Below are 15,661 nucleotides of genomic sequence, written 5' to 3'. Positions count from 1 at the left end.
GATTGCGCACGCGCTTGCCAATCTTGGCAGACACGCGCGGTGTTTAAATGGGGCAATCATCGATCGGGGAGCGCGCCAGCGATCAGGGTCGGGCTTGCACGCTGAAGCCTGCTGGCGCAGGGATTGGCAATGATCGATGGCGTGGAATGGCGGATCGAAAGTGAACCGGTCGACTATGAAGTCGCCGCCACAGCCATGGCGGCCCGTGCTGCGGCGATTGCTGAAGGATCAGCGCCCGAACTGGTTTGGCTGCTGGAACACCCCCCCGTCTATACCGCAGGCACCAGTGCCAATCCGGCCGAATTGATCGACCCGCGCTTTCCCGTCCACGCGACTGGACGCGGTGGGCGCTACACCTATCACGGCCCCGGCCAGCGGATCGGCTATGTCATGCTTGATCTGGGAAAACGCGGCCGTGACGTCCGCTGCTTTGTTCATGCGATGGAACAATGGGTGGTCGCGGCGCTGGCGCATCTTGATGTCGCCGCCTTTACGGCGCCGGGTCGGGTGGGCATCTGGACGATGGATCATGGGGCCGAGGCCAAGATTGGCGCCATCGGCGTGCGCGTGAAGCGATGGGTCACCCTCCACGGATTCGCGGTGAACATGCACCCCGAATTGGGGCACTTTGAAGGCATCATCCCGTGTGGCTTGCCGGATTTTGCGGTCACCAGTGCCAAAAAACTTGGAAAAACAGTTGATTTTTCCGCTCTTGATGCGGCATTAGCACTTGAATTCGCTCACTTTGTGCAAAGACTTTCTTTGCAATCGCAAAACGAGGCTTGAGGGCGGAGCGATATCAGACTAATGTCCAACACGGTGAGCTTCAAATGCGTGCACTCATTTCCAAAGTCGTTGCCGGTTCGATGATCGCCGGTGCGGCACTGATGATTTCGGCCTGCTCGCCGAAGACCGAGACGGCCACCGACAACGCCATGGTCAGCGAAATGACCGCCAACGAAGGCGATGCGATGGCGACTGACAACATGACCGCAACGGACGGCGCAATGGCGTCGAACGACGCGATGATGTCGAACGACGCGATGATGTCGTCGAACGACGCAATGGCGACCAACGCTCAGTAATTTGAGCGTCGCCTTGGTTGCCCCTGGCAACCATGCGATATCGAGGGGGTCGTCCGGTTAGCCGGGCGACCCTTTTCGATTCGGGACCCAGCGGGCTCGCAACCAGCACAGTGCCGGGCCTACCCCCGGGCACGGATAGGATTTTGGCGCGGACACGCAAAAATATCCAAACAGACTGCCGCGCATTTGGCGCAGTTTAACCAATCAGTGCCAAATTGACGGGGATGCCCCGGCAAAGGGGGTTGGACGCCTGCGAAAATCCGTTAGAGGCGCAGGGAATATTTTGCGAGGTAATGCATTCATGTGGCGTTCGATTTTTCTGCTCGTCATGGCGATAGGCGTCATCGCGCCAAGCCCGGCGACCGCGCAGTTTTTTATGAAGAATCCGGATTTTTCCGGCGAACCCGTTCGTGGTGACGAACCAGGGCTGTTCGTGCCGCTGCCAAATGCAACACCGGATGAATTGCGGGCCGGCATGGTCTGGTCGTTGCGCGCAGCGCTCAACGTTTCGGCGCTTGGGTGCGATTTTGCGCCAATCCTGCTGACCGCGCCAACCTATAACGCTGTACTGGCCGATCACCGTGCAGAATTGGCCAGCTCTTTCGACCGACTTGGCAAATATTTTGCCCGGATGAACAAAGCCAAAGCCAAGGCGACCACTGAGTTCGATAAATATCAGACGCGAGTCTATTCGAGCTTCACGACCGTCTATGCGCAATATAATTTCTGCCAGACCGCTGCGATGGTGGCCCGGGATGCGATTTTCACGCCGCGCGGTGAACTCAACAAGCTCGCAGAGAACCGGTTGCGCGAAATACGCAACAGCTTGGTGGCGCGTGGCGAACAACGATTCGCAGGGCGCAATTCGATGGAGACCATTGCCGTCCTGCGGATGGACCCGATCTGCTGGAAAAATGACAGATTCGATTATCGGAAGTGCCCGAACGCCTATTAGGCTAGCGCTTCTGGCCGATCAGCGGAGCCCCAGCTGCTTGTGCGTCTGGAGCGATAGCCGCCAATTGGGCCGTGCCAGGACGAAATCGATCGCGGCGGCCTGATTGGCCGCCGCAGTTTCGCTGTCGAGCGGCTGGACCAGGAAATGATCAAAGGCCCAGCTGGCAATCGCATCAACATCGCTGCCGGGCTGGGGCCAGATCAATTTGAGTTCATTGCCCGATTGCTGAACGACAACGCTGCCCGCCTTCGGACTGACGCATACCCAATCGATGCCAGGGTGGACCGGCAGCGTCCCATTGGTTTCGATCGCGATCGTGAAACCCGCAGCGTGGAGCGAATCGACGATCGCGTCATCGACCTGGAGCATCGGTTCCCCGCCGGTCAACACGACAAACCGCCCCGCGAGCGGCCCGTTCCAGTGACGGATTGCCGCATCAGCGAGCGCGGCGGCATCGGCAAAGCGACCGCCCCCTGCCCCGTCTGTCCCGACAAAATCGGTATCGCAAAAGCGGCAGACGGCGGTGGCGCGATCTTCTTCGCGACCCGACCATAGGTTGCAGCCGGCAAAGCGGATGAACACCGCGCGCCTGCCGCTATGAACGCCCTCACCCTGCAGGGTCAGGAACATCTCCTTGACGGCATAGCTCATGGCCGGACGGCATAGACGGTCGGGTCTGCAATCCCGCCTTCGTCAAACCCGCGTTGGCGCAGCCGACAGCTGTCACACAGCCCGCAGTGAATGCCGCCGGGGGCCGGATCATAGCAGGACCAGCTCATGGCGGCATCGAGCCCCAGCCGATCGGCTTCCCGCACGATATCCGCCTTGCTCATATGCTGAAGCGGCGCATGGACGGTAAAGCCATGCCCCTCAACGCCATCGCGGGTTGCGAGCGCCGCCATCGCTTCAAAACTGGCGATGAATTCAGGCCGGCAATCAGGATAGCCCGAATAATCAAGCGCATTGACCCCGATGAACAGATCATGCGCCCCGGTCGCCTCTGCCCAACCAAGGGCCAGGCTGAGAAAGATTGTATTGCGCGCCGGCACATAGGTCACCGGGATGCCTGGCCCGACGCCCTGCTTGGGCACGGCGATATCGGCGGTCAGTGCCGACCCGCCAAAGGCCGCAAGATCAAGCGGCAACACGATATGGCGTTCGGCCCCCAGTGCCTGCGCAATCGTCCGCGCCGCGGCAAGCTCGACACGGTGGCGCTGATTATAATCCACCGACAGCGCCAACAGCCGGAACCCGGCTTCGCGCGCGCGCGCGGCTGCGACCATCGAATCAAGCCCGCCCGACAGCAGCACCACGGCAAATTTGTTGAATGAAGTCATGATCGGCGGGTCGCTAGTCACAATCGGCCGGTGCTGCAAGGCGTAAGCCGCCGCTCCCCCATCTGGGCAGGCCCAAAAGAAGGGCCGCCAAACACGGCGGCCCAAGGGGACTTTTTGCCTAGGGGGCTAAGCGTGCTGTCACCAACACAGCCTGTGATAGCATGCCCAGCTAAACGCCAGCTTAACGGCGGGCGGTGGTGCATTCCCCGATCCGGCGCGCTTCAAAGTCCGTATCGAAGGGCGCGCCACCCGCTATCCCTTGGATATCAAGGTGAAATCCCTTTTTTGATTCGATCCGGATCGTCGTTCGGCCATGGCCGACGCCAGTGCAGCTGTAATTAATTGTGGCGACGCGCGGCAGATCCTCGACCACGAATTGCGAACATTGCCCACCCGGATGGTCGAACTGAACGAGATTGGCGGGATCAGTGATGCAGATCAGCCGCGGCGGCGCCGTGGACTCTGATTCCCGTAATTGCCACTGGCCGGGTTCAATTTGCGCAAAAACCGCCACTGTGGGCGCCGTCGCCGGCGCTGCGGCGACCGTCATGCTCGCGCAAAAGACCATGCCCAGCATCGCCGGGGCAGCCCAAAGACCAGATCGCATCGAATATCCCTCCAACCCAATCGAATCGTTCATGCCCGATTCGATTCAGGCCCCGCAGAGACATTTGCTGACAGATCAGCAAGGATGCAAGGATGGTTAAGAAACAATCGCGTCGAGCGGCAGCGGGAAGGTGCGCGAGCAAAAGGCGCAATCGACGGTGATCACGCCATCTTCATCGGCCATTTCGCGCCGCTCCTCGATGGGGAATTTCGCGATCACCTGCGCAATATAGTCCCGCGTGCAGCGACACCCCTTGGCCAACGACAATTCGGCCAGGATCCGGACTTCCTCTTCCTCATTAAACAGACGCCAGACCAATGTTTCCAGCGTGAGCGCGGGATCGATCAGCTCATCGCGGCTCATCGTGCTGCCCAGCACCGCGACATGCTCCCATTCCGGATGATCAAGCCGCGTATGGATCCGATCACGCCCCTCCTCGCCCTCGGGCAAATGTTGCAGGAACAGGCCACCGGCCAGATGATGCCCGGCTGCATCGCGCCCAAAGCCCACCCGGATCAGCGTGGGGATTTGTTCGGATTGGACAAAATAATTCTGCGCCGCCTCGGCCAGCGTCTCGCCGTCGAGCGGAACGATCCCCTGATATCGCTCGCCGGTCGTCGCGTGATCGAAGGTGATTGTCAGATAACCCGTTCCAAACAGCGCAAATAGCGTGGGATCAGCGGGCGCATCGGCGAGCTTGTCAGCATCATATTGGATATAGCCGCGCAATTCGCCGCCACGATAATCGCAGACGAGCAGATTGATCACGCCGTTCTGCGTTTGCGTTTGCATGGTGAGCTGGCCACCGGCATCCTTCAGCGTTGACCCGATCAGCGCCGTCAGCGTCAGCGCTTCCGCCAGCAACGCTTCGATCGCGGGCGGATAGGCGTGCGCTTCAAGAATCGTATCGAGCACCGGGCCAAGCCGCACCATCCGGCCGCGCGCATGGCGCGAAGGAATGGTAAAGCCGATGGCGCGGTCCAAATCACTCTCCGGGGCGATCGTCATCGTAAACTCCGTCACCCCAGCATGGGCTGGGGCCTCGTGCGGCAGGCGCGCGGTGGGGGGGGGTGGGAACGCCAGCCTGCGCTGGCACGACGAAGATGGGGAGCAACCCCGGCAAGATCAACCAATTTGCCCGAAGCACCACCGCAGCACTGATTTCTGCGCGTGCAGCCGGTTTTCCGCCTCCGCCCAGATCAGCGACTGCGGGCCATCAATGACCTCCGCCGTGACTTCCTCACCGCGATGCGCGGGCAGGCAGTGGAGGAAGACCGCGTCGTTCTTCGCCGACGCCATCAGCGCTTCTGTGACCTGATAGGGCATCATCGCATCAAGCTTGGTTTCGGCATGCGCCTGCCCCATCGATATCCAGGTATCAGTGACGATGACATCGGCGCCTTCAACCGCCTCATGCGGGGAGGCAACGCAGCGCGCGCGCCCCTTGCCCTTTGCGAGCACGGATTCGTCAGGCTGGAACCCTTGCGGGCAGGCCGCAACGACCTCAAAGTGCATTAGCCCGGCCGCCTCGACGATTGAATAGAGCACGTTGTTGCCATCCCCCAGCCAGGCGACCTTAAGGCCGGGTAGCGCCTTGCCAGCGTCGATGACCGTCAGCAGATCGGCCATGATCTGGCAGGGGTGCGACAAATCGGTCAGCCCGTTGATGACGGGCACCGACGCAAAATGCGCCATCTCCTCGACCTTGGCGTGATCGTCGGTGCGGATCATGATCGCATCGACATAGCCCGACAGGACGCGAGCGGTATCGGCGATGCTCTCACCGCGCCCCAGCTGCATCAGCCCGGCATCCATGACGATGCTGGAGCCGCCCAGTTGCCGGATCGCCATGTCGAACGACACGCGGGTGCGGGTGGAGTTTTTCTCGAAAACCATCGCCAGCACGTGCCCGCTGAGCGGCGCGTCAGCGTCAGGCTTGCCCTTTGGCCAGCCGTTGCGCGCGGTTTTGCGATCAAGTGCATCGGCCAGCATTGCGGCGATGGCGTCGGGCCCCGCATCAGCGAGGTTGAGGAAGTGGCGCATCAGGCGGCGACGGCGGGCGCAAACATTCGCGCGCCCGCGCTCATCTTCTGGACGAACTCGTCGATATGCGCCTGCTCGATTACCAAAGGCGGCAGGATGCGGACGACATTCTCGCCGGCCGCCACCGTCAGCAACCCGTGATGATCGCGCAGATGCGCCACGAATTCACGGCTGACCGCGCTATCCTTCAGCTTGATCCCCGCCATCAGCCCGCGCCCGCGTACACTGTCAAAAATATGGTCGTGGTTGGGGATCATCTGTTCGAGCGCCTGGCGCAGCCGATCGCCCATCATGGTGACATGATCGAGGAAACCGGGTTCTAGGATCACGTCGAGGATCGCCTCGCCCGCCGCCATCGCCAGCGGGTTGCCGCCATAAGTGGAGCCATGCGTCCCGATCACCATGCCCTTGGCCGCTTCTTCAGTCGCCAGACAAGCACCGAGCGGGAAGCCGCCGCCAATGCCCTTGGCGACCGACATGATGTCGGGGGTGATGCCGTAATGCTCATAGGCCCACATCTTGCCGGTGCGGCCATAACCGCACTGAACCTCGTCGAGGATCAGCAGCAGGCCGTGTTCATCGCACGCCTTGCGCAGGCCCTGGATGAACTCCTCGGTGCCCGCCGACACGCCGCCCTCGCCCTGGATCGTTTCGACCATGAAACCAGCGGTCGTGTCATTGACCAGCGCCAGCGCGGCGGTGAGGTCGTTGAAGGGCGCATAGGCGAAGCCCGGCAGCAGCGGCTCAAACCCGTCGCGCATCTTGGCCTGGTTGGTCGCCGAAATTGCGCCCATCGTGCGGCCATGAAACGCATTGTTGAAGGTGATGAGCGTGTTCCGCTCCGGGTTGCCGTTGACATAGTGATAGCGGCGCGCGGCCTTTATCGCGCATTCGACCGCCTCTGTGCCCGAATTGGTGAAGAACACCGTGTCGGCAAACGAATTGTCGACGATCCGCTGCGCGAGTTTCTCGCCCTGCGGCGAGCCGTAAAGGTTCGACACGTGCATCAGCGTCGCGGCCTGTTCCGCAATCGCCTTCACCAGATGCGGGTGGCCATGGCCCAGCGCATTGACCGCGATGCCGCTCGCAAAATCCAGATAGCGCTCACCGCGCTCGCCGATCAGATAGCAGCCCTCGCCACGCACCGGACGCACATCACACCGTGGGTAAACAGGCATGAGCGGGGTAATCGGCATGGCAGGGCTCCCTTAACGCAAAAAGGCGACCCAAGCCGGTCGCCTGAAGCGGACTTTTACGGTGTGTGCCGGGCGAGCGCAACACCTGTGCATGCCGTGGTTGCGGCGATGGGCCCGCAGCGGATAAACTGTCCGCTTAAGGTCAGGAGATCTCCTTTGTGAACAACGTAATGAAGATTGGCCTGATCGTTATCGCGACGCTGCTGGCGGCGCTGCTGCTGTTCGAAGGCTATGCCGTCTGGCGCGCCAGTGCACGGACCCCAGCCATCATCGCCGCCCATCGGAACCGACCCGTCAACCTGGCCCAGGTCGGCTCGCGACGGCTGCAGATGCTGCTCCAGGTCGAGGATCCGGGCTTTTATCGCCACCACGGCGTCGATTTCTCCACCCCCGGCCAAGGCAAGACGACCTTGACCCAGGCCATGGTCAAGCGGCTCTATTTCGACGGTGGGTTCAAGCCTGGTTTTGCCAAGATCGAACAGAGCCTGATTGCCCGCTTCGTCTTCGATCCTGCCTTAGCCAAACGCGACCAATTGGAGATCGCCCTAAACATCGCCAGCTTCGGAACGATCAAGGGAAAGCCGGTGATCGGATTCGAACAAGCCGCGCAGACCTTTTTCGGTGCACCGCTAACCCGTCTCAGCGATCATCATTTCTTGATGCTGGTTGCGATGCTGAAGGCACCAAATGCGCTTGATCCCATCCGCCACCCGACCGAAAACGCTGATCGCGTGGCGCGGATCGAGGCGCTGCTTGGCGGCAAGTGCAAGCCCCGCGATCTTGATGACGTCGATTATATTGCCTGCGCGGGGATCAAGTAACGGATCTGCCTGACGCGGCCAGAAACGACAACGGGCGGCCACGATGGACCGCCCGTTGCGAAGTCGAAATCAAGGTTCGACCTGGGTATTCATGTGCAATCAGCGACGACCGCCGAGACCACGGCCATTGTCGCCATAACGCAGGTCGCCAAAGTCATTGCTGCGATACTGTTGCAGGCGGCGTTCGAGCACGGCGGTGCGACGGTCGAGCGCTACGCTCTCCCAGCGGCTGGCACGGCCATAGCTGAGCTTGCGGTCGAGCTGGACCAGATACGCATGTTCACGACGTAGCGCGTCGGCTTCACGACGCGTCAGCGTGCCGGCACGAACATTGCGTTCGATACGTACACCGATCTGGCGCAGCTGGGCCGTGCTGTCATTGCCACGGCGGTCATCACCATAGCCGCGACGCTGGTCATAATCGCGCCCTTCGCCAGGGTTATAGTCCCGTCCCTGCTGATAACCCTGCTGGCCACGATAGTCCTGTGCCAGTGCAGGCGTGGCAGCGACAGCCGAGCCCAGCATTGCGATCGTCAAAATAAGCTTACGCATTGATCTTTCCTTCGGGTGACAACCACCCTGCGAAAGTCTCTACGCCATCGCTACTGCCGCGATACTGAACGTCATTGGCAGCATGTGTTCACATCGCGGCGGCGGCCACAGCCCGTTCTTCATCGCCGCGCACTGCGAGCAGGTACATCACCGGGGTGATGATCCGGCTCAAGAAGGTGGAGCTGATCAAGCCGCCAATAATCACCCAGGCAAGCGGCGAATAAAGCGCAGAGCCGCCCAGCGCGAGCGGCATCAGTCCGCCAATCGCCGTCACCGAGGTGAGCAGCACGGGCAGGAAGCGAATTTCGCCCGCCTTTTCGATCGCCTCACGCAAAGCCATGCCGCGATCGCGCAACTGCGTCGTGAAATCGACCAGCAGGATCGAATTTTTAATCTCGATACCGATCAACGCAACAAAGCCGATGATCGCCAGGAACGACAGCGAGTTACCCGTCACCAGCAAGGCGACAAGCCCGCCAAAGGTGCCCAGCGGGACGACGCCCGCCACCACCGCTGTTTCCTTGAACCGGCCAAATTCAAGCACCAGCACCCCGATAATCCCAAAGGTCGCCAGCAGGATGATCGGCCCGAGCCCGGAGAAATTGCGCGCCGCCGCCTCTGCCTCGCCACCCAGGCTGAGGCTATACCCCTCCGGCAAGGCGATGTTCTTGAGCCGCTTTTGCACCTGTGTCGTCAGTTTTGATGTCAACTGGCCCGGCTGGTTATAGGCGGTGATCGTGACCGTCCGCTGCAATTTGTAGCGGGTAATCTGTGGGGGAACGCTTTTGAGCTTGGGGGTCGCGATTTCGAGCAAGGGGATGCTGCCGCCGGCCAAGGTCGGCACATAGACCTGGCCGAGCGCCGAGACAGGCTGGTTGCCTGGCAGCGGTAGCCGGACGGTGACCGGCCAGCTATCGCCCTCTGCATCGCGCAACCGGCTGACCTGTTCACCGCTGATCGCAAGCCTGACCGCGCGGCGCGCCTCCCCCGGCGCAACGCCCAGCAAGCCGGCCTTTGCGTCATCAAGGCCGAGATCCATATCGACCCGGTCATAGGCGACCGGGCTGTCGATATCGCGCAGGCCCGGCACCTGTTCCATTTCGTGGATCACCTGATCCGACAGTTTTTTGAGCGTCGCTAGCTGCGGTCCGCGCACGCGCACCGCGACCGGTGCCTCGACCGGCGGGCCGTTTTCGAAATTGACCACCGTGACGCGGGCATCCGGGAAATTGGCCAGACCTTCGCGGAGCGTCCGGAGCATTGTGGGGCTCTGGCGGACATCCCATTCTTTCATCGTCACGAAGATATCGCCGTACCGCGCGCGTTCTTCGCGCGGGAAGATGTTGTAGAAAATCTGCGGATTACCGCGCCCGGCATTTTCCATGCGATTCACCACCGCACCTTGTTTGGCGATGATGGCAGAGACGGCCCGCACCGCCTTGTCGGTCGCGGCAATACTGCTGCCTTCGGGCGTTTCGACACGCACCAGGAAATACGGAGTCTCGGCCGAAGGAAACAGGCTGAAGCCGAGCACCGGCACCAGCCCAAAAGCGCCAATGCACAGCGCCAGCGCGCCCCAGAACCAGATGCGTGGGCGGTCAAGCGCCGCATGCAGAATCGGCGTATAGAAACGGTGGATCCCGCCCATGATCGTGCGGAGCATGGCGTTACCTTCCGGCGCATGCGGTTTCAGCAAGCGGCTGGCGATGAACGGAATGATCGTCAGCGACACGACAAGCGAGCTCGCCACCGTCAGAATCACCGCCATCGGCAGCCCGCGCACGAAATCGCCGGCGCCTTCAGGCAGAAACGTCAGCGGCAGGAAGGCGAACAACAGCACCCCCGTCGCCCCCATCACCGCCGCACCGATTTCGCGCGTGCCATTGACGGCAGCGGTAATCGGCGGATCACCATCGCGAATATGGCGTTCGATGTTTTCGGTGACCACGATCGAATCATCGACCAATAGCCCGAGCGAAATGATGAAGCCCGATATGCTGATCTGGTTGAGCGAATAGCCGAACAGATACAGCAGCAATATCCCCATCGCGAGGCTGAGCGGAATCGATACCATCACGATCAGCGATGGCCGGAACCCCAGCGGGAAAATGGTGATCAGCACCAGCCCAAGCGCAATGGCGAAATCGCGCGCGAGCTGCGCCAGCTTCAGGCTGATATCCTTGCTTTGATCAAAGGCGATCTCCAGCCTGATATCGGGCGGCAAATTGGCCCGAAACTGATCGAGCGCCTGGACCAGCGCATCGCGCAGCGTGCCCGCGTCAACCTCATCCTTTTGTCTGACGGTGACCCACAAAGCCGCTTTGCCATTGAAGCGCGCGATTTGAAGCTGTTCAGCCTCGGCCCACTCGACCTTGGCGATGTCGCCAACCCGCACCAGTCGGCCGTCGCCCGCGCGGACGGTGACCGCGCGCACCGCCTCCACATTACGATAAGCGCCGCCGGCGTCGATATTGAACCGACGGCCCGATCCGCTCACCGCACCTGCGGGCAGATCGATTCCGCCCTGCGTGATCGCATTGGCGACCGCCGACGCCGGCAGGCGCGCCTCGGCCAGCCGCCCGGCATCAATGGCAACGCGCACCTCTGGCCGGGCAAGCGCATCGACTGTTGTCGATCGGACGCCGGGCACGACGTTCAACTTGTCACGCAAGTCATCCGCATATTTGGCCATGCGCAGCCAGGTCGCCCCATCGCTGACCAGCGCGAGCTGCAGCACCCCGGCCTCAGTCGTGCGCGGACGGCGAAAGGCGATCCGCTGGATACCCTGGGGCAATTGATCGCGCACCGCATTCACTTCGCGCACCACGCGGTCGAGCGACTGTTCGGCATCGGTGCCATGTTCGAAATTTACCGTGACAACGGCGGCACCATCCGTGCTGGTCGAATTGATATCGCGGACATGGTCGAGCCCTTGCAGCACGTCCTCAAGCGGCTTGGCGACCGTCTCCTCCATGTCGGCGGCATCCGCGCCGGGCAGGATCACCGTCACCACCGTTGCCGAAATCGGGAAATGCGGATCGACCGATCGCGGGATCGACAGAAATGCCGACAAGCCCAGCGTGATCAGCAGCAGAAAGACCAGCAGGGTTATCTGCCAGCGTTTTACCGCGAATTCAGTGATGTTCATCGCGCGGGACCGATCGGGTTGATGGCCATGCCGTCCTTCAATCGATCGATCCGTGACGTGGCAATCAGCTCGCCGCGATCAAGGCCGCCGGTCACTTCGATGCCGCCATCGGTCGCCTCGCCAATCGATACGCGGCGGAGCCGAACCTTGCGGCTGGCGCGATCAACCAGATAGACGAAACCCTCGCCCGCCCGCGCTGCAAACACCGCGGTTGCCGGCACGATCAGCGCCGTGACGCTTGCACCGCTCGACGTAATCGCCGCCGAACCGATCTGACCGGACCGGAGCCGCGAATCGGCGGGCAAGGCGATCTCGACCGTGAACGTGCCCGTGGCCCTGTCGCCGCGCCCGGCGATTTCGATCACTTTGCCGACGATCGGCTCATTCCCCATCGCCGCCAGCGTGACAGTGGCGGGTACGCCCGGCACCAGCCGCGCGGCGTCACGGTCCGACAGCGGCACGCGAAGCACATAGCCGCTTTTCGCCTCACCAACCACCAGCACAGGCGTGCCGGCGGCAACGACCTGACCTGGCTCGGCCAGTCGGGCGAGGACAATCCCGCCGCCGGGCGCGACGATGGTGGCGTTGGTCGCCTGGAAACGCGCTGCACTGACGCTGGCATCGGCGGCGCGCAACGACGCTTCGGCATTTTCGAATCGGGGCCGCGTGATCCACCCCTGCGCCAGCAAATTGCCGCTGCGGCGAAATTCAGCGGCCGCGCGCTCCCGCTCAGCACGGGCACGGTTAAGGTCAGCAACAACGGTAGTCGAATCGAGTGCGGCCAGCACCTGGCCGGGGCGCACGACATCGCCCTCATTCACCGTCAGTCGGGCGATCCGGCCGGCGCTGGTAAAACCAAGCGACGATTCACGCCGCAGCGCAACGGTGCCAACACCGCTAATGATTGTCGCTTGCTGTTTTGCGCCAACCACAGCGACCCGCACTTGCGGCACTTTAGCGCCAACGGTGTTGCCGGTTTCGCCCTTGGTACAACCGGATAGCAACGCCAGCACCGCAACTGCACCCACAATCACACGCTGCCGCATCGCTCTCTCCCCGCCAATGGCGAAAACATAGCGACATAAGTATTGTTTTGAAACCTATTTTTTCAGAACTGTATGACCAGCCTAATTTTTTAGCTTCCAGCCGGATCGCAGCAGGCGATAGCAGACGATACCCAACACGATATCAATCCCCAACACGACAAGGCCGCCGACCATCACATTGGAATCCGCGTTGAGCAGAAAACCGTAACGAAAGCCCGAAATGATGTAGAAAAATGGGTTGATATGGCTGAAGGCCTGGAAAGCGGGAGCAAGCTTGTCCACCGAATAAAATGTGCCCGACAGCAAGGTGAGCGGGGCGATCAGGAAATTCTGCACCGCAGCCGCATGATCGAATTTTTCGGCCCACATTGACGTCAGCAAGCCGACAAAGGCCAGAAAAACTGACCCGAGCAGCCCGAACCATATAATCGCCATGGGATGCTGCGGCACCAGGTGGACACCAGGCCAGAACTGCATCGCCAGGAAAACCGCGCCACCCACGCACCAGGCACGCGTCACCGCGCCACCGACCATCGCCGCGAGCAATTCGCCAGTCGACAAGGGCGGCATCAGATAATCAACAATGGTCCCCTGGATCTTCCCCACCAGCAGCGAGAAGCTGGAATTGGCAAAACTATTCTGCAGCATCGCCATGGCGATGAGGCCCGGCGCCAGAAAATCAGCAAAGGGCACATCGACGCCCGCCACGCTGACCGGGCGTTTCCCGCCCGTCGCGACTGTAAAAATCACCAGAAACAACAGGGTTGTAATCGCCGGTGCCCAAACCGTTTGCAGCTGGACCTTGAAGAAGCGCCGCACCTCCTTGATATAGAGGGTGCGAAGCCCGCCCCAATTGACGTTCCGGATGGTCGGTACGCCGGGGGCGTTCGCAACCGCTGACGGCATATCGCCGGAGGGGGGCTGGATGCTCATGGTAAAGGCGCGTAATCGCTGCCGCTCCTGCCCGCAACCGGCATCTGAGTTTAAGGCCGGAAACTAAGTTTAGGGCCGAATTTTGCACTAATGGCCAGAATTTGAATTTAAGGATCGTGAATGAGCTGGACTGACGAGCGCATCGATACGCTGAGGACGATGTGGGAAAAGGGCATGACTGCCAGCCAGATTGCCGAATCGCTGGGCGGTGTCAGCCGCAATGCGGTGATCGGCAAGGCGCACCGTTTGGGGCTGCAGGCCCGACCATCGCCGGTTAAGGCGCACGAGCCCGAAGCCAAGGCAGCGCCCGCCGCCAAGCCCGCCCCCGCTGTGGTCGCCGCGCCGCCCCCGGCGCCCGTTGCAGAGCGCAAGCCCGTTGCCGCGCCACGCCCCGCGCCTGTTGTTGCGGCGCCGGTGGAAGCGGTAGAACCTGCTGATGTGCCCGATATCGCCGATGTGGCTGATGAGCCACTGGTTGAGAAGGCGCCAACCGTCATCATGCGGTCGGTCGGCCCCGGTGGCTTTTTGCGACAGGCACCCGGCGAACAACAGGCACCGATTACCCCGGCCCCGCCGCGCCGGCTGGTGCCCGCCAAACCATCGGCCGACATGGCCGGCAAGACGACCTTGCTCGATTTGAACGATCGCATCTGCAAATGGCCGCTTGGCCATCCCGGTGAACCCGACTTCCACTTTTGTGGGGAGAAAGTGAACCCGGGCTTCCCCTATTGCATCGCGCATTGCGGCCATGCCTATCAGGCTCAACTGCCGCGCCGCGATCGCCGCCCGCCGCCGCCTTTGCCCTTTGGCGGCCCGCGCGTTCGCTAACCTGCCAGCAGTCCGGAATCGAGAAGGGGGGCGCTCATCACGCGCCCCTTTTTTGTGGAGTCAGTAAATTGGGCCCAACGAAAAGGGCGCCGGCAACATCCCCATCACCGGCGCCCTCGTTAAACGCGTCAGGGCCTGAGCCCCGGAACGATCAGAAGCGATACGCAATGGTTGCGCGAAGGCTATGGAAATCGAAATTGCTGTCAGTGCGCTGAAAATCTGTGCCCATGGCATTGCCTAGGACGAACGGGTGGTTAACGGCTGCCGTGCCGCGTGATGCCCGAACCAGATAATCATCTTCTGTGAATCTAGTGTACAAATATTCCACGCCAATCGAAAATTTCTTCCCGATTTTCTGTTCGATACCGCCACCGACCTGGAAACCCCAGCTGTAATCTCTACCACGATCATTAAAAGCGTTAACCGTATTGGTCGTAAAGAAGCTGCTGTCGATCTTGCCGTATGTCGCGCCCGCAGTACCATAAAACAAGGTTTTTTTGACAGCATAGCCCAATCGACCGCGCAATGAAGCGTTCCAGTCAAGTTTGCGAGTGAACTGATAGGCTGCTGGTGTCGTAGTATAGGCAGTGACACTGTCGCTCACATTACTTTTACCAAATTCAAAAAGCGCACCCACAACCAAATGGCTAAACTGTTTATCATAGCCCACACGGCCATAATATTCGACATCATCTCTGTCATTCGAACAGCCAGCGGCAAGATTGTTGCCGTTGGCCACACCATTGCAAAATCCGCCATCGAATGCGCCAGTGGTCCGCAATCCAAACACATTGGCACCACCGGCATTGACAACTGTATCGCCAAATGTGCCATTCAAATCGCGGTCAAACTGCACGCCCTCGCCAACGTCATTGCGCTGAACGCTGTAGCCAATCGACCCCCCGACATAAACGCCGTCAAAAGGCTTTTCTGCGGCATCCTGTGCAAACGCCGGCTGGGCCGCCAGCAGGACCGCAGCCCCCGCGCTACAACTTAAAACTTTGAAATGATGCATAACAATTCTCCCCAAGAAGATTATCATAACGATTTACGTTTACGCGCGATCAAAGGATGCAGTGCGCTTTATCGTCTTTACTCTCGTCTAGGCAA

General features: G+C 61.0%; 16 protein-coding genes. 4 read left to right on the top strand and 12 right to left on the bottom strand.

Annotated features, from left to right (window positions below):
* Nucleotides 1-129: 129 nt before the first annotated feature.
* Nucleotides 130-786 carry a lipoyl(octanoyl) transferase LipB gene (gene lipB, locus B7Y43_RS08335; RefSeq protein ID WP_374131175.1) on the top strand — a complete coding sequence of 219 codons (657 nt, stop codon included), beginning with the start codon at nucleotides 130-132 and terminating at the stop codon, nucleotides 784-786.
* Nucleotides 787-826: 40 nt separating this feature from the next.
* Here the strand turns inward: lipB and B7Y43_RS08330 are convergent, their stop codons facing one another.
* Nucleotides 827-1,075 carry a hypothetical protein gene (locus tag B7Y43_RS08330; RefSeq protein WP_374131174.1) on the bottom strand — a complete coding sequence of 83 codons (249 nt, stop codon included), beginning with the start codon at nucleotides 1,073-1,075 and terminating at the stop codon, nucleotides 827-829.
* 311 nt (nucleotides 1,076-1,386) lie between these two features.
* Between B7Y43_RS08330 and B7Y43_RS08325 the strand changes: the two genes are divergently transcribed.
* Nucleotides 1,387-2,040, top strand: coding sequence for a hypothetical protein (locus tag B7Y43_RS08325; protein WP_374131173.1), 654 nt, complete (start codon nucleotides 1,387-1,389; stop codon nucleotides 2,038-2,040).
* 18 nt (nucleotides 2,041-2,058) lie between these two features.
* Here the strand turns inward: B7Y43_RS08325 and queE are convergent, their stop codons facing one another.
* The 6 genes from queE to B7Y43_RS08295 form a co-directional block, all read right to left on the bottom strand.
* Nucleotides 2,059-2,691 (bottom strand): 7-carboxy-7-deazaguanine synthase, encoded by a 633-nt coding sequence (queE, locus tag B7Y43_RS08320; RefSeq protein WP_374131172.1) that lies wholly within the window; start codon nucleotides 2,689-2,691, stop codon nucleotides 2,059-2,061.
* A complete protein-coding gene (queC, locus tag B7Y43_RS08315) occupies nucleotides 2,688-3,377 on the bottom strand; it encodes a 7-cyano-7-deazaguanine synthase (RefSeq protein ID WP_374131171.1) in 690 nt (229 codons plus the stop codon). Before queC ends, queE begins: the two co-directional genes overlap by 4 nt.
* A 181-nt stretch (nucleotides 3,378-3,558) precedes the next feature.
* Entirely contained in the window at nucleotides 3,559-4,017 is a 459-nt protein-coding gene (locus B7Y43_RS08310) for a DUF3617 domain-containing protein (RefSeq protein ID WP_374131170.1), read from the bottom strand.
* Nucleotides 4,018-4,080: 63 nt separating this feature from the next.
* Nucleotides 4,081-4,992 carry an Hsp33 family molecular chaperone HslO gene (locus tag B7Y43_RS08305; protein WP_374131169.1) on the bottom strand — a complete coding sequence of 304 codons (912 nt, stop codon included), beginning with the start codon at nucleotides 4,990-4,992 and terminating at the stop codon, nucleotides 4,081-4,083.
* 117 nt (nucleotides 4,993-5,109) lie between these two features.
* Nucleotides 5,110-6,027: an ornithine carbamoyltransferase gene (argF, locus tag B7Y43_RS08300; protein ID WP_374131168.1), complete on the bottom strand. Its 918-nt coding sequence runs from the start codon at nucleotides 6,025-6,027 to the stop codon at nucleotides 5,110-5,112.
* Nucleotides 6,027-7,223: an aspartate aminotransferase family protein gene (locus tag B7Y43_RS08295; protein WP_374131167.1), complete on the bottom strand. Its 1,197-nt coding sequence runs from the start codon at nucleotides 7,221-7,223 to the stop codon at nucleotides 6,027-6,029. Before B7Y43_RS08295 ends, argF begins: the two co-directional genes overlap by 1 nt.
* 158 nt (nucleotides 7,224-7,381) lie before the next feature.
* Here B7Y43_RS08295 and B7Y43_RS08290 point away from each other — a divergent pair, with 158 nt between their 5' ends.
* On the top strand, nucleotides 7,382-8,044 hold the full coding sequence (locus B7Y43_RS08290; RefSeq protein ID WP_374131166.1) for a transglycosylase domain-containing protein: 663 nt from the start codon (nucleotides 7,382-7,384) through the stop codon (nucleotides 8,042-8,044).
* A gap of 99 nt (nucleotides 8,045-8,143) precedes the next feature.
* On the opposite strand, the gene B7Y43_RS08285 is transcribed toward B7Y43_RS08290, so the two are convergent.
* The 4 genes from B7Y43_RS08285 to B7Y43_RS08270 form a co-directional block, all read right to left on the bottom strand.
* Nucleotides 8,144-8,596 (bottom strand): hypothetical protein, encoded by a 453-nt coding sequence (locus B7Y43_RS08285; protein WP_374131165.1) that lies wholly within the window; start codon nucleotides 8,594-8,596, stop codon nucleotides 8,144-8,146.
* Between the two features lie 88 nt (nucleotides 8,597-8,684).
* Nucleotides 8,685-11,744, bottom strand: coding sequence for an efflux RND transporter permease subunit (locus B7Y43_RS08280; protein WP_374131164.1), 3,060 nt, complete (start codon nucleotides 11,742-11,744; stop codon nucleotides 8,685-8,687).
* Nucleotides 11,741-12,790 carry an efflux RND transporter periplasmic adaptor subunit gene (locus B7Y43_RS08275; protein WP_374131163.1) on the bottom strand — a complete coding sequence of 350 codons (1,050 nt, stop codon included), beginning with the start codon at nucleotides 12,788-12,790 and terminating at the stop codon, nucleotides 11,741-11,743. Before B7Y43_RS08275 ends, B7Y43_RS08280 begins: the two co-directional genes overlap by 4 nt.
* Before the next feature lie 81 nt (nucleotides 12,791-12,871).
* Nucleotides 12,872-13,723: an ABC transporter permease gene (locus B7Y43_RS08270; RefSeq protein WP_374131162.1), complete on the bottom strand. Its 852-nt coding sequence runs from the start codon at nucleotides 13,721-13,723 to the stop codon at nucleotides 12,872-12,874.
* 120 nt (nucleotides 13,724-13,843) lie between these two features.
* Here B7Y43_RS08270 and B7Y43_RS08265 point away from each other — a divergent pair, with 120 nt between their 5' ends.
* Nucleotides 13,844-14,551 (top strand): GcrA family cell cycle regulator, encoded by a 708-nt coding sequence (locus tag B7Y43_RS08265; RefSeq protein WP_374131161.1) that lies wholly within the window; start codon nucleotides 13,844-13,846, stop codon nucleotides 14,549-14,551.
* Nucleotides 14,552-14,702: 151 nt separating this feature from the next.
* On the opposite strand, the gene B7Y43_RS08260 is transcribed toward B7Y43_RS08265, so the two are convergent.
* Nucleotides 14,703-15,566 (bottom strand): outer membrane protein, encoded by an 864-nt coding sequence (locus B7Y43_RS08260; RefSeq protein ID WP_374131160.1) that lies wholly within the window; start codon nucleotides 15,564-15,566, stop codon nucleotides 14,703-14,705.
* Nucleotides 15,567-15,661 lie beyond the last annotated feature (95 nt).

Source organism: Sphingomonas sp. 28-62-20 (assembly GCF_002281505.1).
The sequence above is the reverse complement of the archived record's forward strand: the minus strand, read 5'-3'. Positions and strand labels throughout refer to the sequence as shown.